This is a genomic window from Mesorhizobium sp. M0587 (genome assembly GCF_040320945.1).
Taxonomy (GTDB): domain Bacteria; phylum Pseudomonadota; class Alphaproteobacteria; order Rhizobiales; family Rhizobiaceae; genus Mesorhizobium.
This window is the reverse complement of record NZ_JAMYQP010000019.1, coordinates 20,564-45,067: the sequence shown is the minus strand read 5'-3', so window position 1 is coordinate 45,067 and position 24,504 is coordinate 20,564. Positions and strand designations below refer to the sequence as shown.

At 61.8% G+C, this 24,504-nt stretch carries 24 protein-coding genes, 1 tRNA gene and 2 pseudogenes; 15 read left to right on the top strand and 12 right to left on the bottom strand.

Features of this window, described 5'->3' with window-relative positions; translation table 11 throughout:
• Nucleotides 1-37 precede the first annotated feature (37 nt).
• Complete coding sequence (locus NKI49_RS18355; protein WP_352603735.1) at nt 38-931, bottom strand: LysR family transcriptional regulator; 894 nt, start codon at nt 929-931, stop codon at nt 38-40.
• A gap of 141 nt (nt 932-1,072) precedes the next feature.
• Between NKI49_RS18355 and NKI49_RS18350 the strand changes: the two are divergent.
• The 13 genes and pseudogenes from NKI49_RS18350 (at nt 1,073) to NKI49_RS18290 (ending at nt 12,572) form a co-directional block, all read left to right on the top strand.
• Nucleotides 1,073-2,278: pseudogene (locus NKI49_RS18350) on the top strand (MFS transporter).
• The gene (locus NKI49_RS18345) at nt 2,275-2,745 is read left to right on the top strand and encodes a cyclophilin-like fold protein (protein ID WP_352603733.1); all 471 of its coding nucleotides are present in this window, start codon (nt 2,275-2,277) and stop codon (nt 2,743-2,745) included. Before NKI49_RS18350 ends, NKI49_RS18345 begins: the two are co-directional and overlap by 4 nt.
• A 20-nt stretch (nt 2,746-2,765) precedes the next feature.
• Nucleotides 2,766-3,161, top strand: a complete 396-nt coding sequence (locus tag NKI49_RS18340) for a (R)-mandelonitrile lyase (protein ID WP_352603731.1) — start codon at nt 2,766-2,768, stop codon at nt 3,159-3,161.
• A gap of 25 nt (nt 3,162-3,186) precedes the next feature.
• Nucleotides 3,187-4,203, top strand: coding sequence for a zinc-dependent alcohol dehydrogenase family protein (locus tag NKI49_RS18335; RefSeq protein ID WP_352603729.1), 1,017 nt, complete (start codon nt 3,187-3,189; stop codon nt 4,201-4,203).
• A 59-nt stretch (nt 4,204-4,262) separates the two neighbouring features.
• Complete coding sequence (locus NKI49_RS18330) at nt 4,263-4,697, top strand: lipocalin-like domain-containing protein (RefSeq protein WP_352603727.1); 435 nt, start codon at nt 4,263-4,265, stop codon at nt 4,695-4,697.
• A 263-nt stretch (nt 4,698-4,960) separates the two neighbouring features.
• Nucleotides 4,961-5,311, top strand: a complete 351-nt coding sequence (locus tag NKI49_RS18325) for an MbcA/ParS/Xre antitoxin family protein (protein WP_352527359.1) — start codon at nt 4,961-4,963, stop codon at nt 5,309-5,311.
• Between the two features lie 8 nt (nt 5,312-5,319).
• Entirely contained in the window at nt 5,320-5,817 is a 498-nt protein-coding gene (locus tag NKI49_RS18320; RefSeq protein WP_352603725.1) for an RES family NAD+ phosphorylase, read from the top strand.
• Between the two features lie 391 nt (nt 5,818-6,208).
• A complete protein-coding gene (gene dctP, locus NKI49_RS18315; protein ID WP_352603723.1) occupies nt 6,209-7,327 on the top strand; it encodes a TRAP transporter substrate-binding protein DctP in 1,119 nt (372 codons plus the stop codon).
• Nucleotides 7,328-7,405: 78 nt separating this feature from the next.
• A complete protein-coding gene (locus NKI49_RS18310) occupies nt 7,406-8,509 on the top strand; it encodes a TRAP transporter small permease subunit (RefSeq protein WP_352603721.1) in 1,104 nt (367 codons plus the stop codon).
• 2 nt (nt 8,510-8,511) lie between these two features.
• Nucleotides 8,512-9,882: a TRAP transporter large permease gene (locus tag NKI49_RS18305; RefSeq protein WP_352603719.1), complete on the top strand. Its 1,371-nt coding sequence runs from the start codon at nt 8,512-8,514 to the stop codon at nt 9,880-9,882.
• Between the two features lie 228 nt (nt 9,883-10,110).
• Nucleotides 10,111-10,455 (top strand): hypothetical protein, encoded by a 345-nt coding sequence (locus NKI49_RS18300; RefSeq protein WP_352603717.1) that lies wholly within the window; start codon nt 10,111-10,113, stop codon nt 10,453-10,455.
• A 99-nt stretch (nt 10,456-10,554) separates the two neighbouring features.
• Nucleotides 10,555-12,069, top strand: a complete 1,515-nt coding sequence (locus tag NKI49_RS18295) for an amino acid permease (protein WP_352603715.1) — start codon at nt 10,555-10,557, stop codon at nt 12,067-12,069.
• A 101-nt stretch (nt 12,070-12,170) separates the two neighbouring features.
• The gene (locus NKI49_RS18290) at nt 12,171-12,572 is read left to right on the top strand and encodes an MAPEG family protein (protein WP_352603713.1); all 402 of its coding nucleotides are present in this window, start codon (nt 12,171-12,173) and stop codon (nt 12,570-12,572) included.
• Between the two features lie 77 nt (nt 12,573-12,649).
• Here NKI49_RS18290 and NKI49_RS18285 read toward each other — a convergent pair whose 3' ends face one another.
• The 6 genes from NKI49_RS18285 to NKI49_RS18260 form a co-directional block, all read right to left on the bottom strand.
• Nucleotides 12,650-13,000: a hypothetical protein gene (locus NKI49_RS18285; protein WP_352603711.1), complete on the bottom strand. Its 351-nt coding sequence runs from the start codon at nt 12,998-13,000 to the stop codon at nt 12,650-12,652.
• A 33-nt stretch (nt 13,001-13,033) separates the two neighbouring features.
• Nucleotides 13,034-14,083 carry an L-idonate 5-dehydrogenase gene (locus NKI49_RS18280; RefSeq protein ID WP_352603709.1) on the bottom strand — a complete coding sequence of 350 codons (1,050 nt, stop codon included), beginning with the start codon at nt 14,081-14,083 and terminating at the stop codon, nt 13,034-13,036.
• Entirely contained in the window at nt 14,080-15,486 is a 1,407-nt protein-coding gene (locus NKI49_RS18275; RefSeq protein WP_352603707.1) for a TRAP transporter large permease, read from the bottom strand. The genes NKI49_RS18280 and NKI49_RS18275 overlap by 4 nt, the downstream gene beginning before the upstream one ends.
• 3 nt (nt 15,487-15,489) lie before the next feature.
• Entirely contained in the window at nt 15,490-16,062 is a 573-nt protein-coding gene (locus NKI49_RS18270; protein WP_352603705.1) for a TRAP transporter small permease, read from the bottom strand.
• Between the two features lie 141 nt (nt 16,063-16,203).
• Nucleotides 16,204-17,130, bottom strand: coding sequence for a sialic acid TRAP transporter substrate-binding protein SiaP (locus tag NKI49_RS18265; RefSeq protein ID WP_352603854.1), 927 nt, complete (start codon nt 17,128-17,130; stop codon nt 16,204-16,206).
• A gap of 112 nt (nt 17,131-17,242) precedes the next feature.
• Nucleotides 17,243-17,962, bottom strand: a complete 720-nt coding sequence (locus tag NKI49_RS18260) for a FadR/GntR family transcriptional regulator (protein WP_352603703.1) — start codon at nt 17,960-17,962, stop codon at nt 17,243-17,245.
• Between the two features lie 226 nt (nt 17,963-18,188).
• On the opposite strand from NKI49_RS18260, the gene NKI49_RS18255 reads away from it, so the two are divergent.
• The gene (locus tag NKI49_RS18255; RefSeq protein WP_352603852.1) at nt 18,189-18,338 is read left to right on the top strand and encodes a TetR family transcriptional regulator; all 150 of its coding nucleotides are present in this window, start codon (nt 18,189-18,191) and stop codon (nt 18,336-18,338) included.
• Between the two features lie 497 nt (nt 18,339-18,835).
• Here the strand turns inward: NKI49_RS18255 and NKI49_RS18245 are convergent.
• From NKI49_RS18245 to NKI49_RS18235, 3 genes and pseudogenes are all read right to left on the bottom strand, one after another.
• Nucleotides 18,836-19,129 (bottom strand): annotated as a pseudogene (locus NKI49_RS18245) (ArsR/SmtB family transcription factor); the annotation flags it as partial.
• A gap of 209 nt (nt 19,130-19,338) precedes the next feature.
• A tRNA-Arg gene (locus NKI49_RS18240) sits at nt 19,339-19,415 on the bottom strand.
• Between the two features lie 295 nt (nt 19,416-19,710).
• On the bottom strand, nt 19,711-20,637 hold the full coding sequence (locus tag NKI49_RS18235) for a DUF1003 domain-containing protein (RefSeq protein ID WP_352603701.1): 927 nt from the start codon (nt 20,635-20,637) through the stop codon (nt 19,711-19,713).
• A 401-nt stretch (nt 20,638-21,038) separates the two neighbouring features.
• On the opposite strand from NKI49_RS18235, the gene NKI49_RS18230 reads away from it, so the two are divergent.
• Nucleotides 21,039-22,682, top strand: a complete 1,644-nt coding sequence (locus tag NKI49_RS18230; protein ID WP_352603699.1) for an ABC transporter substrate-binding protein — start codon at nt 21,039-21,041, stop codon at nt 22,680-22,682.
• Nucleotides 22,683-23,085: 403 nt separating this feature from the next.
• Here the strand turns inward: NKI49_RS18230 and NKI49_RS18225 are convergent, their stop codons facing one another.
• Together NKI49_RS18225 and NKI49_RS18220 are read right to left on the bottom strand one after the other, a co-directional pair.
• Nucleotides 23,086-23,370 carry a hypothetical protein gene (locus tag NKI49_RS18225; protein WP_352603697.1) on the bottom strand — a complete coding sequence of 95 codons (285 nt, stop codon included), beginning with the start codon at nt 23,368-23,370 and terminating at the stop codon, nt 23,086-23,088.
• A 514-nt stretch (nt 23,371-23,884) separates the two neighbouring features.
• Nucleotides 23,885-24,268 carry a hypothetical protein gene (locus tag NKI49_RS18220; protein WP_352603695.1) on the bottom strand — a complete coding sequence of 128 codons (384 nt, stop codon included), beginning with the start codon at nt 24,266-24,268 and terminating at the stop codon, nt 23,885-23,887.
• Between the last annotated feature and the right edge of the window lie 236 nt (nt 24,269-24,504).

The following is a 24,504-nucleotide window of genomic DNA, read 5'->3' as shown; positions in this document are numbered from 1 at the left end:
TACCCATCGCGGAACTGCATAGGTCTGTCTTGGGGATTCAGATGCGATGGCGGAGCGCCTCAACGATCACCGCCATCGCAGGGGAGAGCTGTCGCCTGCTCGGGTAATAGAGGTGATAGCCCGCAAATGGCGGACTCCAGTCGTCAAGCACGAGCCTAAGGCATCCCTTGGCGATATGGTGGCTAACGAGGTTTTCCGGGACATAGGCGATCCCGAAACCGCTTATCGCAGCCTCGATCATGGGAATGGACGAATTGAAGGTCAGTTGGCCTTCCACCCGCACGCGAAGGTCGCGGCCATCCCTGGCGAATTCCCAGGCATATAATCCGCCGAACGTCGCCTGCCGCATATTGATGCAGTCATGATCGACCAGATCCTGGGGTGCGGTCGGAACCGGATGGCGGGAAAAGTACTCCGGCGAAGCCACGGCCACGAGCCTCCAATCCGGCCCGATGCGCACTGCGATCATATCCCTGTCGATGCTCTCACCAAGCCGCACGCCTGCGTCGAAGCGCTCCTCCACAATGTTCTTCATGCCGTTGTCGCTGTAGAGCTCGACGCGCACGTCAGGATAGTCGCTGAGCAAGGGCTGCAGCTTCGGCCAGACGGTGGTCTGGAGCGCGTGGTCGGACAGCGTGATACGGACGGTTCCGGAGGGCTTGTCGCGAAAGGCCACCAGGCTTGCAAGGTCGGCTTCGATTTCCTCGAAGCGGGGAGCAAGAGATTGGAAAAGTCGGTCGCCGGCCTCGGTCGGAGCGACGCTCCGCGTCGTACGCGTCAGCAAGCGGACGCCAAGACGAGCTTCAAGCTCCTTGATTGTCGAGCTTAGGGTCGACTGCGAGGTTCCGAGCTTGGCCGCCGCCTTGGTGAAGCTGCGCTCCCGGGCGACCGCCACGAACCAGAGCAGATCCTTCATCCCATCGCGCTGCATAGGGCACCTCCCGTCTGATATTTATATCATAAGCAGATAAGTCCATGCGAATTACTCAGTCTAATAGAATGGGTTCCTCTGCAATATCTTCCGGCATGGCGACGGGGATGGCGGCTGATCCGCCCCAGTCGCCTTGCAAGGATGCCAATTGTGGAAACGACCTACGACACAAGGCTTGTCGAAGACCGCGCCGCACGGGGCGCGGTGCTGTCGATGGCGCTGTGTGTTTTCGTGCTCATCGCGTCGGAATTCATGCCGGTCAGCCTGCTGTCGCCGATTGCGGCCGATATGGATATCACCGAGGGCCGCACGGGACAGGCGATCTCGATCTCGGGCGCTTTCGCCGTCGTGACCAGCCTGCTGGTCGCCGGCCTCACGCGCCGGATAGACCGCCGATTGGTCGTGACCGGCTTCACCCTTCTCCTCATCGTGTCCGGGCTGGCTGTCACCTTCGCGCCGAACTACGCGTTTCTCATGGTCGGCCGGCGCTGCTCGGCATCGCGATCGGTGGGTTCTGGTCGATGTCGACCGCGATCGTCATGCGCCTCGTGCCGCAAGACATGGTTCCGAAGGGTCTCGCCATGCTAAACGCCGGCAATGCCATTGCGGCCACCATCGCCGCGCCGCTGGGCAGTTTTCTTGGCGCCTATGTCGGGTGGCGCGGCGCTTTCTTCCTCGTCGTGCCGTTTGGGCTCCTGGCGCTGGCTTGGCAGTGGACAAGCCTGCCGGCCCTGCCCCCGCGCCGTAGGAAGCGTCAAGGCAATCCGCTGGCGCTTCTCGGCCGTCTTCCTGTCGCCGCCGGCATGGCGTCGATCATGATGCTGTTCATGGGCCAGTTCGCGCTCTTCACCTATCTGCGGCCCTTCCTCGAGAGCGTCACCCGGCTCGACGTCGCTGCTCTCTCGGCGATCCTGCTGGCGATGGGGCTGGCGGGGGTGCTCGGCACATGGTGTGTCGGCCGGCTTTTGCGCACGCGCCTGTTCAGCATCCTCATCGTCATCCCGCTGGTCATGGCTGCGTTGGCTACTGCGCTCATCGCCCTCGGTGCACTCCCGGGTCCCACAACACTGCTGCTCGTTGCCTGGGGCTTCTTCGGCACGGCGGCGCCCGTTGGCTGGGGCACGTGGCTCAGCCGGACGTTGCCGAACGACGCGGAGGCCGGCGGCGGGCTGCAGGCTGCAGGTGGCAGTCATCCAGCTCGCCATCACAGGCGGCGCCGCGATCGGCGGCACGCTCTTCGATACGGTCGGCTGGTGGGGAGCATTCACTCTAGGCGCGGTGCTGCTCTGCGGGTCGGCGCTCGCCGCCCTTGCCGCATCGCATATGGCCCGGAGGTCTTTGCCATGACCATCGAGCGTGCGCCGCTCAGCCGCCGGACATTGCTCGGCGCCGCGCTCGCGGTGGCGGCCCTGCCTCGCGGAGCCGCCAGCCAAGAAGGCGAAGCCCCAGTCAGCCAGGAGCCAACCGACATGAAGATCAGGATGATTTTCAACGGCCGCACCATGACCGCCACGCTCTACGACAATCCGTCGGCGCGCGATTTCTTCTCCATGCTGCCGCTCGACCTCAAGATCGATGACTACGCACATAACGAGAAGATCGCCTATCTGCCGCGCAAGCTGACTGAGGAGGGAAGCGGTCCGTTCGCCAACGAGCAGCCATACGACCTCTGCTATTTCATGCCCTGGGGCAACCTGGCCATGTTCTACGCCGACTATCGCCATCCCGGGCTGATCAGGCTCGGCCGCTTTGACGAGGGCGAGCAGGCCCTGCACGTTCGCGGCGAGTTCCCGCTTCGCATCGAACGCATTTGAGAACCCAACGGGAGACAACCATGGACATTCTTCGCGCTGGCACCAGGCCTTCCGGCAAGGGGCCACCCGACTGGTTCACCGGCACGGTGCGGATCGATCCGCTCTTCAATCCCTTCGATGCCGGGCGGGTCCAAGGCGCACAGGTGACCTTCGAACCCGGCGCCCGCACCGCCTGGCACACGCATCCGCTCGGCCAGACGCTAATCGTCGTCTCGGGCCTTGGCCGCGTGCAGCGCGAGGGTGGCCCGGTCGAGGAAATCCGTGCCGGCGACGTCGTCTGGTTCGCGCCCGGCGAAAAGCACTGGCACGGCGCGTCGCCTCAGACCGCCATGACCCACATTGCCGTCCAGGAGGTCAAGGACGGCAAGGTCGTGGACTGGCTGGAACATGTCAGCGACGCCGACTACGCAGCCTGATCTTCTCCACTCGAAAGGAACCAAAATGCTTGCAACCGTTCTTTACAAACCGGGCGACATCCGCTGCGAGGAAATCGCCGATCCGAAAATCATGCGGCCAACAGACGCCATCATCAAGCTCTCGGCAAGCTGCATCTGCGGCTCGGACCTGTGGCCCTATCGCGGGCTGCAGCCGGTCGACGGCCCGATGCATATGGGCCACGAATATTGTGGCATCGTCGTCGAAGTCGGCGCAGAGGTGCGCACGGTCCGTCCCGGCCAGTTCGTCGTCGGCTCGTTCTGCCTCTCCGACAATACCTGCCCGCATTGCCGCTTCGGCTTCCAGTCGTCCTGTGTGCAGCGCGAGTTCATGTCGGGCGCGCAGGCGCCTTACGCCCGCGTGCCGTTGGCGGATGGCACACTGGTAGCCACCGCCGAGGTGCCGCCGGCCGAACTCATCCCTGACCTGCTGGCCGTGTCCGATGTGCTCGGCACCGGCTGGTATGCGGCCGACGCAGCCGAGGTCCGAGAAGGATCGACGGTGGTGGTGGTCGGCGACGGTGCGGTCGGCCTGATGGGCGTGCTCGCGGCCAAGGAGATGGGCGCCGAGCGCATCATCGCCATGAGCCGGCACCCCAGCCGCCAAAAACTCGCCCGCGAGTTCGGCGCCACCGACATCGTCGCCGAGCGCGGCGAGGAAGGCGTGGCCCGCATCAAGGAACTCACCAAGGACGTCGGCGCGGACTCGGTGCTGGAATGCGTCGGCACGGCGGAATCCTTCGACCAGGCGCTGGCCTGCTCTCGCCCCGGCGGCACCATCGGCTATGTCGGCGTGCCGCATGGCGTGAGCTTCGACGGCCAAAAACTATTCTTCGGCCAGAAGCGCATGCTGGGCGGCCCCGCGCCGGTGCGCCGCTTCCTGCCCGACCTCATGGACCGTGTGCTCAAGGGCAGGATCAAGCCCGGCAAGGTCTTCGACCTCAAGCTGCCATTGGCCGAGGTCGCTGAAGGCTACCGCGCCATGGACGAGCGGCGCGCCATCAAGGTCATGCTTTCGGTTTGAGCGAAGATTGGGCGGACGGCCTGTCCGCACCCACAACAGTCAAAAAAGGAACAACGCATATGACGATGAGATTGAAGATAGCCGCCCTGGCGCTTGCACTTTCGGTCGCCACGCCGGCTTTCTCCCAAGAGTCCCCGATTATCGGCGCATGGCGCATGAGGTCGCTCGAGGCCGGCGCCGAGGGAAACCTCAAGCCCGTGCCATATTCCGGCCAGGTCATCTTCACCGAGGCCGGCACCCTCTCGGTGCAGGCCCAGAACCCCGACGCCAAGGCGCCGGACACGCCTTACACGGCGAATGGCTACGAAGCCTATTACGGGCCGGTCGCCATCAACGACCAGGACAAGACCTTCGTCATCACGATCGAGTCCTCCCTGGTCCGCAACCTTGTCGGGAAGAGCATGAAACGCAAATTCGAAGTCACGGACAACAAATTGGTCCTCACGCCGGACAATCCGGCCGAAGGCTGGCGCGTGACCTACGAACGTTACTGATCGGAACAGCCGGCTGTCAAAGTGTTGTCAGTGGCCAAAATGGCGCGGACTTCGGACCGAAATAGCGTGATTGCGGAACTGGTACCAATCATGGCGGCTGTACGCTGATGCGTGGCGAGGGACCATCCGCAGGGGTGATACGGTTTCGTCCCCAGAGGCAGGAGCGGAAGCTCAAAGGCCGTGGCGAGAGTGCGACCCATTGAATGCCGCCAGATTTGACGCTATTTTGCGTCATAAGATGCGTCGATCACAGGAAGCAGCCGATGGGCCTAATTCAATATTCAGACAATGGGTTTTTCGCGCCGCGCAAGATCGCGGAGGCTCTCCGAACGACCAGCGAGGAAGTTGCGAAGACTGCCGGCCTCGGCAAGGACGCCGTCCAGCGCAAGGACCGCGTTCGGTCGGACAAAACCCAGCGCCGGCTGCGCGAAATGGTGGAGATCGTCAATAAGGTCGAGCCGCGCCTCGGCTCGGCGCTCATGGCCTATGCATGGTATCGGTCCGAGCCGCTGCCCGGCTTCTCCGGGCAGACAGCCATGCAATTGGTCCGTAGCGGTCGGGCTGACGAGGTGCTCGACTATATCGACGCCGTCGATGCCGGCATCCACGCCTGACCCGGTGGATGCAGTATCGAGGCAAGCTCTATCGGGCGCTAAACCCCATTTACGCGCGCGCGCCGCTTTCGGGTCGCGGTGCTGAGCTTTACGGCGGTCGGTTCAATCCGAAGGGCACTCCCGCACTCTATACATCCCTCTCCGTGACCACTGCGCTGCGGGAAGCCAACCAGGTCGGGAATTTGCAGCCGACCACACTGGTTTCCTATGATGCTGAGATCGGGCAGGTCTTCGACAGCCGGGACGAACAGGCGCTTCTGGCCGAGAGTGTCGATGCCGGCGCGCTTGCTGATAGCTCCTGGCGCGACCAGATGAAGGCGACCGGTGAGGCAGTGACGCAGGGATTTGCCCGAAGACTGATCGGTCTTGGCTATCACGGATTGCTCGTCAGGAGCTTTGCGCTGGGCGTGACCGCGGACGATGTCAATCTCGTGCTCTGGACGTGGGGAGATGGCCCGCCCTCTCGCCTGACCCTTATCGACGATGAGGGTCGGCTGTCGCCCTAACGCTTGCGGGTTTTCGATCGGCATGGATGGGCATGATCGCGGAGCTGCTTTCATCGCGACCAATACGCCGACGATGACGCGCCATGGTCACGCTGAATCTGGCTTAAGCTGTTCGGCGTATACTGTTGAGCGGTGACTGTCGGCGGCAAGTCGACCATATGAAGCGCGAGATCAGAAATCCTCGAACTTGCATCGAAATATTCTGACCGGGCACAAATTCCGGCATTTTCGGCTCGGATGTGAGCGCGCGTTCATCTCGAATCAGGGTCCGGATGTTCCCCAGCGGCTGCGTCAGTGCTTTCTTCGACATTGGCTTGGAAGCCTACATGTGCCTTAATGTCGCACATGATTGCGTTCTGTTGTGGGAGTCCAGCGAACTAGGGAGGAGAAAATGAAAAAGGACGAGCAACCCGTATCGCGACGGAATTTCATTAAGACCAGTAGCCTGCTTGCCGGCGCGGTTACGACCGCTGTTACGGCGCCCTGGGTGCGCAAAGCCGAGGCGGCCGACACCATCACGTGGAAAGTGCAGACGTCATGGCCGGCCGGCGTTGGTCTGGAAACATTCCAGAAATGGTGCGCGACGATCAAGGACAAGACGGGCGGGCAGCTTGAGTTCCAGCCGTTCAAGGCCAAGGACATCGTCGGCGACTTTGAGCTTTTCGACGGCGTCAAAAACGGCGTGCTGGAAGCGATGAACTCGTTTTCGCTGTACTGGGCAGGAAAACTCCCGGCAACCGCTTTCATGAGCTCCTATACGATGGGGCTTCGGTATCCGCACGAATGGGACATTTTCTTCTATGCCAAGGGCGGATTGCAGGTCTGTCGCGACATATACGCCGCGCAGGGGCTGTATTACGTCAACCGCATCCACCACGGGCCCAACATCATCCACTCGAAAACGCCGATCCGCTCCTTTGACGACTTCAAGGGGCTGAAACTGCGCGTGCCCGGCGGCATGATCGCCGAGACCTTCGCCAAGGCCGGCGCCAAGACGACGCTGCTGCCAGGCGGCGAGGTTTTCTCGGCATTGGAAAAGGGCACCATCGACGCAGCCGATTATACCGGCCCAGCGGTCAACTGGGCGCTCGGCTTCCAACAGGTGACCAAGTACATATCCATGGGACCTCCAGGCCTGATGTCGATGTACCAGCCGGTCGACCTGATGGACTTCGCCGTCAACATGGACGTCTGGAACAAGCTCCCCGACAATCTCAAGCAGTTCGTCGAGGGCGAGGTGCAGGTCTATTCCAACATCCATTTCGGGGCCATTCAGAAGGCCGATATGGAAGCGTGGCAGAAGTTCATCGATGCCGGCACCGAGATCAATCGCCTCAGCGCGGACGATTTGCAGCAATTCCAGGAAATTGCCGTGCCTATCTGGTTCGAATGGGCCAACAAGGACAAGGATGCAGCGCGTATTTTCAAGCTGCAGCTGGAAGTCATGGAAAATCCGACCGTAGGCTACGTCACGCCCGACATGTATCAGGGTTTGTCGATCAATCTGTAGTCGGCATCGCGCCTGCCCTGAGGGCGGGGCGGGCGCCTTCTTTCGCTCGGTCTTTTCACTCACCGGCAGCTGATCCCCATGCCATCACTGACCTTCGTCATGCCGCACTGGCTCTACTGGTCGACGCTTGGCCTGTTCCCGCTGGTCGCCACCTGGTTGGTGTATCGCGAGCAGGAGCGACGCGACTTTGGCCGACCGAACCTGTTCCTGGCCTATCTTTTCCTGCTGACCGCCGGGTTTCTCGGTATGCACCGTTTTTATCTCAAGAGCGCCTGGGGCATGATCTTCATTCCGTTCTTCCTTGCGGTCCTGTGGACCAGCGCCGACATACGTATTGCCCGCGAAAACCTGTCGCTCTCCCGCTCCGAGGCCGAGCATGCCGAACGGCTGCTCACCCGCGCCCAATCCGACCTTGCTGCCGGCAAGACCGGCGCGGCACAGCGTCTTGCCAAGGCTGAAGCCGATGCCGCGCCGGCGCGTGATCATTTCGCCGCCTCGACTGACGGTCTTCGTCGTGCCAACGGCTATGCACGCGTCGCAGGCATCCTGCTCGGGCTTCTTCTTCTCGGCGATGCCTTCCTTCTGCCGCGCCTTGTGCGGCGCCGGCGGCAGCGCGAGACCACGCCGACGCCGCCATTGGTGCATCCTCTGGATACGGGCGTGCCCGCCAGCGCGGTCAAGCCTCCACTGCCGTTCTTTCGGCCGGTCGACTGGCTGGTGCGGGTGACGGGCGAACTCGTCGCCTATTGGGCCGTGCTCGCGGTCTTCGCCTACTATTACGAGGTGGTGGCCCGCTATATCTTCAATTCGCCGACCAACTGGGTGCATGAGAGCATGTTCCTCATGTTCGGCATGCAGTACATGCTTGCCGGCGCCTACGCCTATCGCGACGAGACGCATGTCAGGGTCGATATCGTCTACAGCCACCTCTCGGTGCGTGGCCGCGCGGTTTGCGACATCATCACGTCCTTCTTCTTTTTCCTCTTTGCCGGCGCGCTGCTTGTCACTGGCTGGCGTTTCGCCAGCGATGCGATCTCCATTGGCGAGCGATCCTTCACCGAGTGGGGAATCCAATATTGGCCGGTGAAACTCACCATGCCGATCGGCGCGGCGCTCCTCATTCTACAAGGCCTGTCCCGCCTGGTGCGCGATATCGCCATCGTGGCGGGAAAGGTTGAATAGCGATGGGGCTTGAGCTTCCGATCCTGTGGCTGAGCGTGCTCATGTTCGGTGGACTCGGCGTGCTTTTGCTGCTCGGCCTGCCGATGGCTTTCTGCACTGGCAGCCTCGCCGTGCTCTTCCTCTTTCTGTTCGGCAATTCAGCGGTGCTGAACATGCTGCCGTCGAGGATCTTCCCCTTCATGACGGACTACCAGCTCTCTGCCGTGCCGCTGTTCATCTTTATGGCGGCGATCCTGGAGAAGGCGGGCATCATCGAGGAACTGTTCGATGTCGTTTACAAATGGCTCGGCGGACTGAAAGGCGGCCTCGCTTCGGCGACCGTCATCTCCTGCACGTTGCTTGCCGCAATGGTCGGCGTCGTCGGCGCGACCGAAGTGACCATGGGCATGATCGCGCTACCTGCAATGCTCAAACGCAATTACGACGCTAAGCTTGCCTGCGGCTCTCTGCTTGCCGGCGGCACGCTGGGGATTCTCATCCCGCCCTCGGTCATGGCGATCGTCTACGCGGTTGTGGCTCAACAATCGCTCGGCGAACTGCTGGTCGGCTCGGTTTTCCCGGGGCTTTTGTTGTCGGGCATGTATGTCGGGTATGTGACCCTCCGCTGCTACATCAATCCCGCCCTGGGACCAGCACTGCCGGTCGACGAGCGCGTAAGCTTCGTCGAAAAACTCAGGCTGTTGCGCCGCACCATCTTGCCCATCCTGCTCATCATTCTCGTTCTCGGCGTCATCTTCCTCGGCATTGCGACGCCCGTTGAAGCGGCGGGTATCGGCACCTTCGGGGCCTTCATTGTCTGTGCGGCACACCGCCAGCTCACCTGGGACACCATTCGCGATGCTGGGATTGCCACTTTGAAGGCGACCGCCATGGTGATGTGGATCTTTTTCGGCGCCACCATGTTCGTTGGCTTCTTCATCCTCAAGGGCGGCCAGACATTCGTCTCCGATTCGATCCTCGGCACCGGTCTTGCGGCCTATGGCGTGCTAATCCTGATGATGGTGATCCTGTTCGTGCTCGGCATGTTTCTTGACTGGGTCGGCATCCTGCTTCTCACTGTGCCAATCTTCCTGCCGATACTGAAGGGCCTCCAGTTCGACGGACTATTCGGCCTTCCGGGTGTGGCCTCCAGCGACGTGCCGCTCTGGTACGGCGTCATCTTCATGGTCAACATGCAGATGGCCTTCCTCAGTCCGCCTTTCGGCTATTCGCTGTTCTACCTGAAGAGCGTCGCCCCGCCGCAGATCACCATGGCCACGATCTTCCGGTCCGCCGTGCCCTTTCTGTTCCTGCAAGCCATCGGCGTCGCCCTGTGCATTGTATTTCCCGCAATCACGCTGTGGTTGCCCAAAATGGTATATGTGGCCAATTAGCCGTGGATTTTCGATACGGCCAGTCCGGATCATCTGGCGTTCGGCTCCACTGGCAGAGCTGTCTGCCGAACCGAGGCTAACGCAGCTGCTCTGATCGGCGGAGACCTGCCTTAACACCAAGGGTGAGTTGAAACAGGTGTGCTACCTGCGCGAACCATCATGTGGATGGATTTATCGAGCCCGTGCGAGCATACTGCGCAATGCGTTCCTTTAACGAGGAATAAGCTGATGCGCCTTGGCACGAGAAGCGTTCCGATCGAGTACTACACACTCAGGATTGCTGGCCCCGCGGTTTCGCAATCAGGTGCTGAAAGCGCGATCATCGGCTACCTCGCAGACCGACCAATCTTTGGCTCAGTTACAGATTCCTCCGGCACTCACTATCGTTATGTTGGGCTTGCAGCACGTCTTCCTGACGGACGTTACGATATCGAATCGCTCTCCCCTGGTGAATGGATCGTCGATCCAGGATTGATCTATAGATCAGAAGCGGCGTTGCTCGAAACCGAGGGAAGCGGCAGCAAATCCGCAACGTTAGCGTCAACTCTTCACGGCTGGTGGTCTAACCAATGAAACTACCCATGCCGGAAATGGAAAGGGGTAGTGACGAGACTGTTTAGCAGATCGCCTTGCATTTTGGAACAACTGTCATTCAACAGAGAGGACAGGACGATGGCTGGGGAATCCAAAAAACACGAAGGGGGTGTCTTCTATCACACTCCCGGCTCTGAATATTTTGAAAGACGCGGGCTGAGGCGGCACGCCGGCGTCTTCTCGCTTTGGGCATTGGGCGTCGGTGCCGTTATCTCGGGCGACTTTTCGGGTTGGAACCTCGGCTTTGCCGTCGGCGGCTGGGGCGGCATGTTCGTCGGAACGGTGCTGATCGCCATCATGTATCTCGGCCTGACCTATTCGATTGCGGAGATGAGCCCTGCGCTGCCGCATACCGGCGGCGCCTATTCGTTCGCGCGCACCGCGTTCGGACCGTGGGGCGGCTTCATTACCGGCATTGCCGAGAACATCGAATACGTGCTCACCCCGGCAGTCGTGGTATATTTCATCGGCACCTACATGACGGCCATCACCGGCACGCCTGATGCTTGGCAGCCGATCTGGTGGTTTGCCGGCTACTTGGTCTTCGTCGGGTTAAACGTGCGTGGCGTGGCGCTTTCATTCGGGGTCACCGTCATTGTAACGCTCATTGCCTTGGCGATCCTGGCGTTCTTTTTCGTCAGCGCGCTTGCGTCGGGACAATTCGACTTCGCCAAGAACGCGATGAATATCGGAGTGGGACCCGACGGGGCTGCAGTCGCGCTGCCGGAGGGGAACGGGCCTTTCCTGCCGTTCGGGCTGCGAGGTATTTTCGCGGCGATGCCGTTTGCGGTGTGGCTATTCCTCGCCATTGAGCAATTGCCACTTGCCTCCGAGGAATCGGTGGATCCCAAGCGTGATATGCCCAAAGGCATCATGCTCGGCATGTTTACACTCCTGGTCACAGGGTTCCTGATCCTGATCATCAACCCGGCCCTGCCCGACGGATCCTTTGCCTACGGAACGTCGGGTGAGCCTATCCTTGACGGCTTCAGGGTCATCTACGGAGCAGGCTGGGCGAAGGTCCTCGCGCTGTTCGCAGTTGCAGGGCTGGTCGCCAGCTTCCACGCAATCATCTTCGCCTACGGACGGCAAATATATTCGCTGAGCCGCGCGGGCTACTTTCCGCATTTCCTGTCGGTAACCCATGGCGAGCACAAGACGCCCAACGTGGCGCTTGCCGCAGGATCGCTCGTGGGCTTCGTCGTGATGGTGGTGATCTGGTTTACCCAAGGCGGCGGGGCCGCCGGCACTTACATCGGCGGCACGCTCCTGAACATGGCTGTTTTTGGCGCTATGTTCTCGTATCTTCTGCAGGGGCTGACCTTCCTGCAACTGCGCCGTCGTTTCCCGAACATTGAACGGCCCTACAGGAGTCCCTTTGGAGTGCTGGGCGCGTGGCTGACCGTGATCATCGCCTTGATTACCATCGGCTTCCAGCTTACCGACCCGTTATACCGCCAGGGCATCATCGGAGTAGCAGTCTGGTATGCACTGGCGATCGTCTATTTCGGCGCCTATGGCCGCAGAACGCTGGTCTATTCGCCGGAGGAGGAATTCGCCGTCAAGCAGCGTGAAGGCACTGCCGCGTTATAGACTCGGCGTTGTCAGCATCCAAGGCACTGAAGAGCCGGGGCGACGCTTTAATCGGTGCGCTTTGACAAATTCGTGCGGGTAACAGCGAGGTGTGGGGTTGAATGAGCTTCGAACTGGCGATGCTTGTAGCGAGTTGCGTGCTCTGTTTTGTCCAAATTATTCTCGCCTCTCATGCGGCTAGCCTACAGCGAGGCTATCATTGGACGGCCAGTGCTCGCGATGCGGAAGTCCCTCCGCTCACGGGGGTCGCAGGACGCCTCGAACGGTCACTTCGCAACTTTTTGGAGACATTCCCGGTGTTCGTGGCTGGAGTCTTCCTTGTGCATGCGCTCGGTCGTGAGAGCGGCCTGAGCGAATGGGGATCTGGTCTCTATTTTTCAGCCAGGCTGGCATATCTTCCGCTCTACGCCGCGGGGATTCCCCTGGTTCGCTCGCTCGTCTGGAATGTCGCATTCGTTGGAATTGTGCTGCTTTTGCTAGCGTCACTCCGGCCCGAGCTATAATGCCAACATAATGCGAGGGTCGCGCGTTTTTTCAGTCGCGCACATGCAAAATCTCGTCAACTTTCCAAGCGAGGGCATCAGTCGTTGTTTATTCTGAAGCTGTCTGCTTGGCGCTTTTCGATCTCGTAACTGAGCCAACGACAGAACATACCAATCACCGATGTCGCGGCTCCTGCGAGGAGACAAACCGTCAGCATGAGGTCTTTCGATGCATTCTGCCAGCTCACAATCGTCAGGAGAGCCACGCTGATCGTCGAAATCAGGTAGCCGGCCCCCTTTAGGAGGTGAAGCGAAGTCTTCCTCATGTTCGCACCTGGATAGGCTTGGAACTCTTCCAGCGCATGGAAAGTTCCTTTGCATAGGTGAGTGAGTGCCAAGTTTGGCGCAGGGCAACTGTTGGAATCCGATTTCAGCAGAATGGAAGCCAACAATGTTCGACGAGGCAGTCCGTAGGTCGCACATCACTCCGCGATCAGCATGACCTTGACGCTCTGTGAGCGGTCGGCGGCGAGACGGAAAGCATCGGGGGCGGAGGACAGGGCGTGCTCGGCGGTCACGAGCTTGAGGACGTCCACGTCGCCCCGCACGATGAGATCGACAGCCCGGCCGAACTCGACGCCGAAGCGGAAGGTGCCTTTGAGATCGATCTCCTTGGCCATCACCGCGTTGGCCGGCATCGGAATGTGGCCGCCGGGAAGATTTCCAACCTGGACCACCGTGCCGCCGCGCCGAACGCTGGCGATCGCAGCGGCAAGGCCCGCCGCGGTGCCTGAAACCTCGAACGCCACGTCGAGCGGCTTGTCGGCGGCAAGCGCCTGGAGCTCGGCGTCGCCGCGGGAAAGGTCGATCGTCCGGTCCGCGCCAAACCGGCGGGCGAAGGCGAGCGGGGCGGCTGATATGTCGGCAACGGTGAGTTCGCCGCAGCCGCCAAGCCTGGCCGCGAGCATGGTCAAGAGACCGATGGGGCCGGCACCGAACAGGATGACGTTGCGGCCCTTGATGTCGCCGGCCCGCGCGACGGCATGCAGACTGACCGCCAGTGGCTCGGCAAGTGCGGCCGCCTGGTAGGCCATATCAAGTGGAACCTTGAAACATTGCGCGGGCGTGGCGTCGAACAGACTGGCGAACCCGCCCTGCATATGCGGCGTCTTCGATGCCGAACCCATGAAATAGATGTTTTCGCAGAGATTGGCGCGGCCTTCGAGACATCGCGCGCAATGCCCGCACCAGCGCGACGGATTGACCGCGACGTGGTCGCCGACGCTGAGGCCAGGTGCCGCACCGTGAGTCTCGACGATCTCGCCAGCGACTTCGTGACCTAGGATCAGCGGCGAAGTAACGACGAAATCGCCGGTGCGGGCGTGGCGGAAATAATGCAGGTCGGAGCCGCAAATTCCGCCCGCGCCAAAGCGTACGCGCACCATCCCTGGCGCCAGCGGGCCGAGCGGATGTTCTACGACACGCAGGTCTTGCGGGCCGAACAATGTCGCCGCGATCGCCTGGCCGCTCACCGGATCAGTCCCATCTCAGTCGGCAGCCAGAGCGTGATGGCCGGTATGAAGGTGATCAGAAGCAGCGCCACGATAAGCGGCACCAACCAGGGCAGGATCGCCATGGTGGTGCGTTCGACCGAGAGCTTGGCGACGCGCGACAACACGAACAGCACCATGCCGAGCGGCGGGTGCAAAAGCCCGATCATCAGGTTAAGCGTCATGATCAACCCGAAATGCACCGGGTTGATACCGTAGACGGCGGCGACTGGCAGCAGGATCGGCACCAGAATGGTGATCGCGGCGATCGTATCGAGAAAGCAGCCGACCACCAGCATGAGGATGTTGACCAGGATCAGGAAGACCCACTTGTTTTCGGTGAGCGCGAAGATGAAGTTCGAAAACAGCTGTGCCGCCTGGCTGACGGTGAGCAGCCAGGCGAAGATCGACGCGGCGGTAACGATGAAGAGCACCGAAGCCGTCGTCTCGATCGTGTCGAAGCTGGCCTTGGCGAGCAAGCGCAGCGTCATCGTGCGGTAGCGTACCAGCCCGAGAAAAAGCGACCAGATCACGGCCGCCATCGCCGCTTCGGTCGGCGTGAACCAGCCCATCGTCATGCCGCCGATCAGGATGACCGGTGTCATCAGCGCCATGACCGCGGAGAAGTCAAAATACCAGTCCGCCACGATCAGCACCAGCAGCGCGATACCGACCGCGATGTTGATCGACAGGCCAAGCTGCACGAGCACATAGCAGGCAACCGGAAAGGCCGCCACCACCAGCACCTCGCCCGCCGCTTCGGCCAGCCGCCGAAACTCGAAGGGCGTGTCGGAGCCCCAGCCGCGCCTGTAGGCGGAGATGGCGACCGTGATCATCATCAGCACGGTCATGACCACGCCCGGCAGGATGCCGGCCATGAACAGCGCGCCAATCGAGACATTGGCCATCATGCCGTAGATGACGAAGGGCAGTGAGGGTGGAAAGATCGGTCCGAGCGTGGCGGAAGCGGCGGTTACCCCGACCGCGGCGTCGATCGGGTAGCCGTGATCCTTCATCGCCTTGATCTCGATGGTGCCGATGCCGGCGGCGTCGGCGAGCGCGGTGCCCGACATGCCGGAAAAGATCACCGATCCGATGATGTTGACCTGCGCCAGGCCGCCCTTCATCCAGCCGACCAGGGCAAGGGCGAAGGAATAGATGCGCCCCGTCACGCCGGCGATGTTCATGAGGTTGCCGGCAAGGATGAAGAACGGCACGGCAAGCAGCGGAAAGCTCTCCACCCCGGCAATCATGCGCTGGGCTGCGATGATATCGGGCGCGACGCCGTAGATGACGAGGTAAAGGATCGAGGCGGCCGCCATCGAAACGGCGACCGGCACGCCAATGAGCATCAGGACAATGAAACCTCCGACCAGAAGCAGCATCGCTCAGACCCCTGCCGTCTCGAACGCACCAGGACGCTCGAGCACTGAGTAGCCGCGCCTGTAATTGCCGATAAAGACCTGGATCGAGCGCAGAAGCATCAGTACGAAGCCGGCCAGGACGGCGTAGAAGAACCAGCGCCGCGGCAGGTTGACGGTGACCATGCGCTCATGCGCCACCATCGTGACGTAGCGCCACATAAGCCAGGATCCGTAGGCGAAGAATGCGATGCGGATAATATCGACGGCGAGCGCTAGCCAGCGGCCGACGCGCTCCGGCAGATAGTGGTAGAGCACGTCGACATGGATATGGCGCGAAAGGCGCACGCACATCGCGGCGCCGAGAAAGACGACGACGACGAGCGCGTTGATGGCGATCTCCTCGGTCCAGGCAAGACTGTTGTTGAGCGCATAACGGGTGAAGAACTGCAGGAAGACACAGCCGACCATGCCCCAGAACACGGCTAGCGTGATCCAGTCCTCGACGCCGTGGTCCGACAGGTCGACGTCTACCGGGACCTCCTCAAAGGCATGGGCGATCTCTTCGACGGTGATCTCGGTGTGGTGTTCCTCGGTCATCGGCGCGGGCTCCCGAAGGTGGTGGATCGTCAAGGATTGGAAGGCCGTCCGGCGCAACGTGAAGCCGGACGGATGGGCAGGTAAAGCGGCGAATCCGATTGCCGCTCTATCCTCGTGATGAGCATCCGATTTCCCGATGCCCTACTTGATGGCGCGGATCGCTTCCCAATCAGCCTTGTTGTAGCCGAACTCCTCGAAGGAGACCTTCTCCAGCACATTCTTCTCGAAATCGGCACGGTCGACATCCGTCACGCTGATGCCGCGGTCCTTGAATACCTGCACCAGTTCCTTTTCTCGGGCGACGATCTTTGCCGTGGCGCGGGCGGCGGCCTCCTGCATCACCTCGGTGAAGATCTTCTTGTCCTCGTCGGAAAGCGAGGCCCAGCGCGACGCCGATACGATGGTGTTGAGATGATCGACGATATGGCCGGTGAGCACGATGTTCTTCTGCACCTCATAGAACTTCTTCGCCTCGATAGTGGTCAGCGGGTTCTCCTGGGCCTCGACCGTGCCGTTCTGCAGGGCCAGGTAGACCTCGGCGAAGGCAATCGGTGCGGTATTGGCACCGCAGGCACGCGGCATGGCGAGATAGGCCGGCACGTCGGGAACGCGCATTTTCAGGCCTTGCATGTCGGAGCATTTGGCGATTGGCCGGTTCGAGGTGGTCTGCCGCGTGCCATAATAGGTGGTGGCAGCGATATGATTGCCGGTCTTATCCTCGTAGCCCTTGGTCAGAGTCTTGTAGATGTCGCTCTTGGTGTATTTCAGCAGATGGTCGGCATCACGGAAAGTATATGGGAAATAGGTGACGCCGATCGGCGGATATTCGCGCGCCGCGAAGCTCGATCCGGAAATGATGATATCGACAGTGCCGAGCATCAGGCCCTGGTTGATGTCTGCTTCCTTGCCGAGCTGCGAGGCCGGATAGACATCGATGGCGTAGCGGCCTTGGGTGCGCTTCTTGATCTCGTCGGCTGCCCAGACGGACTCGGTATGGAAAGGCTCCGACGTCTCGTAGACATGGGCCCATTTCAGCACCGTCTGAGCCGAGGCCGAAGCCATCGGCATGACGCTCGCGGCGATCACACCCAGCAGAACTGCGTATTTTCTCAGCATCCTAATTCCTCCCTGTGGTCGTGTTGGCTATCTGGCTCCCCCGCCCGACTGCTAATCCAACGCTCTATTGCGTAACCTCCTTGGCTACGGCTCTTTCATCGAAATTGCGTGAGAACCTGATCTGCGACTGACGCAGATGATGTTGCATGGCAGCCTTGGCACGCTCGGGATCGCGCGCCGCAATCGCGTCGCGCACGGCACGATGCTCCCCGGCGGCGATTTGCCAGGACTCCTTGTTCTCGAAATAGGTGGAGAGGCGTTCGAAGTAAGGGTTCATGCGCTGGTCGAACAGCTCGCCGATGAAGCGCACCAGCACGGCGTTTTCGAGAATGCCCGCCACGGCCGTATGGAATTCCCGGTCAAGCGCGATGGTCATTTTGTTCGGGTGGCGCATGGCCTCCATCCGGCGCAGCACATCATCCAGCAGCTTGAGATCGGCCGGCCGGATATGGAGAGCGGCTTCGGCGGCGATCGCGCCTTCGATGAATTCGCGCGCGCGCAACAGCTCGAACGGACCTTCGTCCGTTGACGCTTCGGATGCGGCGGCGTTCGGCGGATCCGTGACGTAGATGCCGGAGCCGACGCGGATGCGGATGCGACCTTCGACTTCCAGCGCGATCAGCGCTTCGCGCACTGTCGGACGAGAAATTGCCAATTGGTCGGCCAAATCCCGCTCGGTCGGCAGACGGTCGCCGACGGCAAACTCGCCGGAGTCGATCAGCTGCCTGAGCTGATCGGCGACCTGTCGATAGAGCCGACGCGGTTCAACCGCCTGGATCGGCATATCAGCCCAATCCTCTCTTCAGATATCGTTATGCCGACTGGCATATTGGTCTGACCTATTGACCACAGCCTAGACGGAGGATTGGGCGAGTCAAGAGCGACCAGCGTTGGACGCGACATTGTGATAGATAGTGGGGCGCAGGTCGCGTTTCGTGCCCAGCTGCGGGCCCGTTTAAGGGATATGAGAACCGACTCCCGGTGACGAGGCGCATTCTACCCGCAGCAAGATCAAAGAGATCGCGGCCGAGTTCCATGTCCTGCGCGGCCACGACCGTTTCAGCTTCGGCGATATAGCGACGGCGATCGGCACGACACGAGCCAACATCCACCATCACTTCGGCGCGTCCTCAATCGCAGATCGGTGTCAGGCCGCCTGACCGGTGAAAAGATCGTGGAACCGCTGCAGATACAGCGGCCAGCCCTGATCGCTATCAACCCCACCGCGCACGCTCTCCCAGCCTTCGCCATGGCGTTCGAGATTCCGGTGCTCGATCTCAACCCTGGTTCGGTTCTCCGTCTCCGCCGTGAACCGGACTTCCCATTCGCTGGTCTTGTTCAGGTCGGTCTCAATCTGCCACCGCGGGCTGATATCCCAACTCAGAACCAGTCGGCTGGGCGGATCGTAAGCCAACACACGAGCCCAGCGGCATTCGCTGCCGTCCACGCCGCGATCGTAAACGTGACCCCCGACCCGGGGTTCAAAGATCGTCTCAGCAATGGGCATTGCGAGAAGATTGTGCTCGCGAGGTTTGAACCTGCCGAAATCCTCGGTGAAGACCTTGAAGGCTCGCGCGACAGGCGCCTCGACAACGACGGAGTGTCTTACAGGCGCGGGTGTAGGATGCTTGCTCATGCCTGATTCCTTCTTCGGAAGCTCGACGGCCAATTTGTAGCCCGCTAGGGTCTTGCTCCAGAACTGATCGACTTCCGCGCGCAGACTTGCCAGGCCGCCGGGATCGATACGATATATGCGTTCCTTGCCCGAGCGCGTGTCGGCCACAAGCCCGGCATCCTTGAGTACCTTCAAGTGCTGGGAGACCGCCGGTCTGGTTACAGGCAGCACACGAGCAAGTCCGCTGACCGAACAAGGCTGTTCGACCAACAGTTCGAAGATCGTGCGCCTCGTCGAGTCTCCGAGCGCAGTCCAGTAGTTCGCGTTAGTGGCCACTAACGCGAACTTAAGGCGATGGGCCTGCCCTGTCAAGCTGGAGTGGTCGACGTTGCGGAACCTCAGTCCCGATCCGGGTCCGTCGGGTAAAAGGAAACCGTCGTCAGGTTTCGGAAATGCTCATGCATCGGCAAGGCGCTGTGCGCATGGCACATGCGCCCAATCAGCCGGGGTCCGCCAATCTAACCATTTGTAATATGTATTGAAATTGGCGCACCCGACAGGATTCGAACCTGTGACCTCTGCCTTCGGAGGGCAGCGCTCTATCCAGCTGAGCTACGGGTGCTTCCCGGCGGGCCGGAAAACGAACCAGCCGGTGAACCGGCAAGTCACGGCTTCTTAGCGGAAGCGGGCGCGGGCTTCAACGGGCAATTGGGGATTGGCGCTGCGTCCCATGGTGCAGGTGGCCCTCTCACAAGTGCGGGCTTGTCGTGCATGGCGCTCCCCTTCTCCGTCTCGGCTTCGCCAAGCCACCTCCCCCACTTGGTGAGGGCGAGGAACCCAAGCTTGCCAGAGGCGAGCTTTGTGTGTGTCTGCAATAGCGGCCGCGCTTCTTCCGATCATGCCCGCTGTGCATTCCGTCACCCCGTCGCCTCGCTCTTCACCGCCCGCCTCCTCACTCCTCTTGCCGCCCGCTTCGGCTTCTTCGCGCCCGTCAGCTCATGCATGGCGTCGAGCTGCATCTGCTGCATTTCGGCCAGGCGGGTCCACTGGCGCGAGATGAGGTAGTCGAGCTTTTCGTGCAGATGGCGCACTTCGAGCTCGGCCTTGAGGTTGACGCGGTAGTCGTTGAAGGAGCGCAGGCGGTCCTTGGTCTCCTGACGCTTCTGGCTCATCATGATGATCGGCGCCTGGATGGCGGCAATGCAGGAGAGCAACAGGTTGAGCAGGATGAACGGATAGGGATCGAAGGCGCGACCCATTCCCGCGATCAGGTTGATGCCGATCCACACCAGAAGCACGCTGGCGAAGGAGATCAGGAACCACCAGCTGCCGCCGAAGGCCGCCATGGTGTCGGAGACGCGGTCGGCGAAGGAGCGGTGCTCCTCGAACTCCTCCTCGCTGTTTTCGGAAATCGTGTCCTGCCTGGCGATCGATTCCACCACCTGGCGGTCGAGCTCGGAGAATTCGCCGTGCTCCTGCTGGAGCAGTTCTTCCATGTAGCGCATGCGGTAGCGGCCGAGTTCGGCGCGGCTGATGCGGGCGCCGGTCGGCAGGTCCGGATGATCGGAGCGGATACGGTCGGCGAGGCTCGGGCGCAGATTGTCGATGCGCACCAGGTCGCGCTTGCGGAACTTCCGGCCCGATATCGCCGACGGCTTTTTCTTCGGCTTGCCGCGTGACGCGCCGGGGCCGGCCGGCTCGGAGTCCGGCACGTCGGGTGCTTCGAGGTGCTCGTCCAAACCCTGGTCGGCTTCGAGCCCGCCTGCCGTCGGCGCCTCGAAATATTCGCCGCCGCCGTCATTGTCCGCCGGCTTCTGCTCAGGTGCCTTGGGAAGGGTGCTCATGGTTCGGGCTCCTGCTGTCGCGCTGGGAAAGACGATACGCCAATGTGGCGGCGCATAGCCACCGGCGCGCATGGGAATTTGACGTCCCGACTTGGTCATCCTGGGGCGAAGCGATGGGTGGGCCGTGACTTAGCCGTGCCGTGCTGCGGAGCGGAGATTCTGCATCGCGGCGGCACTTTGAAGTCGGGTCTCGGCGACGCCGCTACGCGGCTGCTCCGCCCGTGGATGACGAGGTAGGGAGTGCTCCATCCCTGCGGAGCGCCGCACAAGCCCTGCGGATTCCAGAACATTCCCTGGCGTCACGCCGCTTTATCATTCCCGCTCGAACATTGGTACCCCGGCGGTCGCGTCCGCTCTCGTATTGGCGGATCGTCGGAGCGCCCAACGACAAGGGAACGACGATGAAATTCATGCTGACCGACCGCAAATTGCACCCCCGGGCCGAGCCCGTCGCCGCCGATTTCAGGAAAGGCGGCATCAGCCGCCGCGAATATCTGGCCCTCATGGCCGGCCTCGGCGTCAGCGCCGCCGGCGCGCTGGCGCTGGGCGGCCTCGCCCCCACTCCTGCCCGCGCCGCCGAACCCAAGCGCGGCGGCGTGCTGCGCGTCGCCATGAACGTCAAGGGCTTCAAGGACCCGCGCACCTTCGACGGCGTCGAAATGTCGAATGTCGCCCGCCACTGCAACGAATATCTGGTGCGCTGGAACACCGACTTCTCCTTCGAGCCCTGGCTGCTGGAAAGCTGGGAGATGAGCGACGACGCCAAGACCCTGACGCTGCATGTGCGCAAGGGCATCTCCTGGTCGAACGGCGACGCCTTCAACGCGGACGATGTCGTCCACAACCTCACCCGCTGGTGCGAGGCCGGTGTGGCCGGCAATTCGGTCGCCGCGCGCATGGGCGCGCTGGTCGACGCCGGCACCAAGAAAGTGGTCGATGGCGGCATCGAGAAGGTCGACGATTTCACCATCAAGCTCAACCTGCCAAAGCCCGATATTTCGCTGATCGCCGGCATGGCCGATTATCCCGCGCTGATCATGCACCGCTCCTATGACGGCGACGGCGATCCCCTGAAGGCGCTGGCGATCACCACCGGCCCCTGCGAGCTGGTAAAGTGGCATGCCGAAACGGGCGCCGAGGTGAAGCGCCGGGATAAGCCGTGGTGGAAGGGCGAATTCTACCTGGATGGCATCCAATGGATCGACTACGGCTCCGACCCCAACGCCATGCTGTCGGCGTTCGAATCCGGCGAGATCGACACCGACCACGAGACCGCTTCCGATGCCGTCTCGCAGACCGAGCAGATGGGCTTGAAAAATTCCGAGATCGCCACCGGCTCCACCATCGTTGCCCGCTTCAATGTCGGCAACCCGCCCTATGACGACGTCAGGGTGCGTCGTGCCGCCCAGCTCGCCGTCGACAATTACGCCGTGCTGACGCTCGGCCTCGGCGGCCTCCGCGGCAAGCCCGCCGACAATCACCATGTCGGCCCCATGCACCCCGAATACGCCGATATCGGCCTCGCCAAGCGCGATGTGGCGGAAGCCAGGAAGCTGCTGGCGGAGTCCGGCAAGGCGGACCATGAATACGACCTCATCTCCGTCGATGTCGAATGGCAAAAGAACACGGGCGACGCGATGGCGGCGCTGATGCGCGACGCGGGCTTGAAGGTCAAGCGCACCGTTCTGCCGGCCGCCACCTTCTGGAACGACTGGAGCAAATACCCCTTCTCCTGCACCGAATGGCTCGGCCGCCCGCTCGGCGTCCAGGTGCTGGCGCTCGCCTACAAATCGGGCGCCGCCTGGAACGAAAGCGCCTACGCCAACAAGGAGTTCGACGAGCTGCTCGACAAGGCGCTGGCAATGCCGGACGCCAAGGCACGTAAGGAGATCATGGCCAAGATCGAGCAGAACCTGCGCGACTCAGGCATCATCATCCAACCCTACTGGCGCTCGGTCTACCGCACCTACCGCAAGGGCGTCGAAGGCTGCGAACAGCACCAGGCGCTGGAGCAGCATTTCGAGAAGGTGTGGATCGAGGGGTGAGCCTTCTCAGTTCCTCTCCCTCCGGAGGGGGGAGAGGTGGCGCTGCGAAGCGACGACGGAGTGGGGGAAGCCATTCACGAAGCCAAAACCCGGTCAGGATAAAGGCTCCGGCTAGCGCGTGCCTATCACACGTCGGCACCGCCCCTCACTGTCCTGCCCGTCCTCCGCAGCAGCTGCGCTGCAGCTGCGGAGGTGGACCGGACATCTCTCCCCGTAAACGGGGCGAGAGAAGATGGCCGCAACGCCGGCGCCCTTCCTGCAACGTTTGCGATTGGCGAAAGCGGTGAAGGCAGCGTCCTTCTCCCCGTTTCACGGGGAGAAGATGGCGGCAGCCAGATGAGGGGCAGCGCCAACGCTTATCTTCCTGTTGCGGATATCGACGGGGCGACTCCAAACATACCAGCTACCGCTCGGTTCTCACCAGCGTCCAGATCCAGCCGATGAAGGTAAGCACCAGGAACGGATAGCCGGCGGCGGGCAGCGGCGCCGAGGTCGGCAGCAAGGGCGCACCCCACAGGATCATGCCCGCGGACACCACAAACAGCGCGGCGGCAACGAGCGCGGTGAGCCGCATCCACAGGGCAAAAGTCTTCGGCGCGCTGACCATGACAAGTGCTGCCGCCCAAAGCGAGATGCCGCCGACATAGGAGGGCACGCTGGCCTGCAAGCCGGCCGCATTGCCGGCCAACAGCAGGCTTTCGCCGGCGAGGAAGGGTCAGGAACCGGCAGCGACGCAATCATTGCCCAGCCGCTGGTATTTCATGGTCAGAAGTGCCGTGGCGACCAAACCGCTTGGCGCTGCGGCAGACGAATAGAGGGGAGAAGTGTTACACTATGTATCCGGTCCATTCTGTTACCTATCTATCGGCTGGACAGCGCTGCGAAGCAGCGACGGAGTGGGGGACGCCGTTCACGAAGCCAAGGCCGGGGCAAGATTGAGGCTCCGGCTAGCGCGTGCCTATCACACGTCGGCGCTGCCCCTCATTGCCCTGCCGGGCATTTCTCCCCGTATAGTGACGGGGAGAAAGCAGCTGGCCGCAACGCCGGCACCTCTTCTGCAACGTTGGTGATTGGCGAAAGCGGTGAAGGCAGCGTCCTTCTCCCCGTTTCACGGGGAGAAGATGGCGGCAGCCAGATGAGGGGCGGCGCTAACGCTCATCGTCCTGTTGCGGATATCGACGGGGCGACTCTAAACGTACCAGCTACCGCTCGGTTCTCACCAGCGTCCAGATCCACCCAACAAAAGTCAGCACCAGGAACGGATAGCCGGCGGCCGGCAGCGGCGCCGAGGTCGGCAGCAAGGGCGCGCCCCACATGATCATGCAAGCCGAGATGACAAACAGCACGGCGGCAACGAGCGCGGTGACCCGCATCCACAGGGCAAAAGTCTTCGGCGCGCTGACCATGACAAGTGCTGCCGCCCAAAGCGAGATGCCGCCGACATAGGAAGGCACGCTGGCCGCCAGCCCCGCCGCATTGCCGGCCATCAGCAAGGTTTCGCCGGCGAGGAAGGTCAGGAAGCCGGCCGCAACGCAGTCATTGCCCAGCCGCTGGTACTTCATCGTCAGCAGCGCGGTGGCGACCAAACCGCTTGGCGCTGAGGCAGACGAATAGAGGGGAGAAGTGTTACCTATTGGATCCGGTCCATTCTGTTACCCATCTATCGGCTGGACAGCGCTGCGAAGCAGCGACGGAGTGGGGGACGCCGTTCACGAAGCCAAGGCCGGGGCAAGATTGAGGCTCCGGCTAGCGCGTGCCTATCACACGTCGGCGCTGCCCCTCATTGCCCTGCCGGGCATTTCTCCCCGTATAGTGACGGGGA

Bases quoted from the DNA above. Each gene is read 5' to 3' on its own strand.
- NKI49_RS18275 (WP_352603707.1), bottom strand. From the start codon at position 15,486: ATGCTGCTTCTGGTCGGAGGTTTCATTGTCCTGATGCTCATTGGCGTG.
- NKI49_RS18340 (WP_352603731.1), top strand. From the start codon at position 2,766: ATGGACATTCTTCGCGCTGGCACCAGGCCTTCCGGCAAGGGGCCACCC.
- NKI49_RS18270 (WP_352603705.1), bottom strand. From the start codon at position 16,062: ATGACCGAGGAACACCACACCGAGATCACCGTCGAAGAGATCGCCCAT.
- dctP (WP_352603723.1), top strand. From the start codon at position 6,209: ATGAAAAAGGACGAGCAACCCGTATCGCGACGGAATTTCATTAAGACC.
- NKI49_RS18295 (WP_352603715.1), top strand. From the start codon at position 10,555: ATGGCTGGGGAATCCAAAAAACACGAAGGGGGTGTCTTCTATCACACT.
- NKI49_RS18290 (WP_352603713.1), top strand. From the start codon at position 12,171: ATGAGCTTCGAACTGGCGATGCTTGTAGCGAGTTGCGTGCTCTGTTTT.
- NKI49_RS18230 (WP_352603699.1), top strand. From the start codon at position 21,039: ATGAAATTCATGCTGACCGACCGCAAATTGCACCCCCGGGCCGAGCCC.
- NKI49_RS18335 (WP_352603729.1), top strand. From the start codon at position 3,187: ATGCTTGCAACCGTTCTTTACAAACCGGGCGACATCCGCTGCGAGGAA.
- NKI49_RS18265 (WP_352603854.1), bottom strand. From the start codon at position 17,130: ATGCCGATGGCTTCGGCCTCGGCTCAGACGGTGCTGAAATGGGCCCAT.
- NKI49_RS18330 (WP_352603727.1), top strand. From the start codon at position 4,263: ATGACGATGAGATTGAAGATAGCCGCCCTGGCGCTTGCACTTTCGGTC.
- NKI49_RS18310 (WP_352603721.1), top strand. From the start codon at position 7,406: ATGCCATCACTGACCTTCGTCATGCCGCACTGGCTCTACTGGTCGACG.
- NKI49_RS18305 (WP_352603719.1), top strand. From the start codon at position 8,512: ATGGGGCTTGAGCTTCCGATCCTGTGGCTGAGCGTGCTCATGTTCGGT.
- NKI49_RS18355 (WP_352603735.1), bottom strand. From the start codon at position 931: ATGCAGCGCGATGGGATGAAGGATCTGCTCTGGTTCGTGGCGGTCGCC.
- NKI49_RS18235 (WP_352603701.1), bottom strand. From the start codon at position 20,637: ATGAGCACCCTTCCCAAGGCACCTGAGCAGAAGCCGGCGGACAATGAC.
- NKI49_RS18300 (WP_352603717.1), top strand. From the start codon at position 10,111: ATGCGCCTTGGCACGAGAAGCGTTCCGATCGAGTACTACACACTCAGG.
- NKI49_RS18320 (WP_352603725.1), top strand. From the start codon at position 5,320: ATGCAGTATCGAGGCAAGCTCTATCGGGCGCTAAACCCCATTTACGCG.
- NKI49_RS18345 (WP_352603733.1), top strand. From the start codon at position 2,275: ATGACCATCGAGCGTGCGCCGCTCAGCCGCCGGACATTGCTCGGCGCC.
- NKI49_RS18260 (WP_352603703.1), bottom strand. From the start codon at position 17,962: ATGCCGATCCAGGCGGTTGAACCGCGTCGGCTCTATCGACAGGTCGCC.
- NKI49_RS18325 (WP_352527359.1), top strand. From the start codon at position 4,961: ATGGGCCTAATTCAATATTCAGACAATGGGTTTTTCGCGCCGCGCAAG.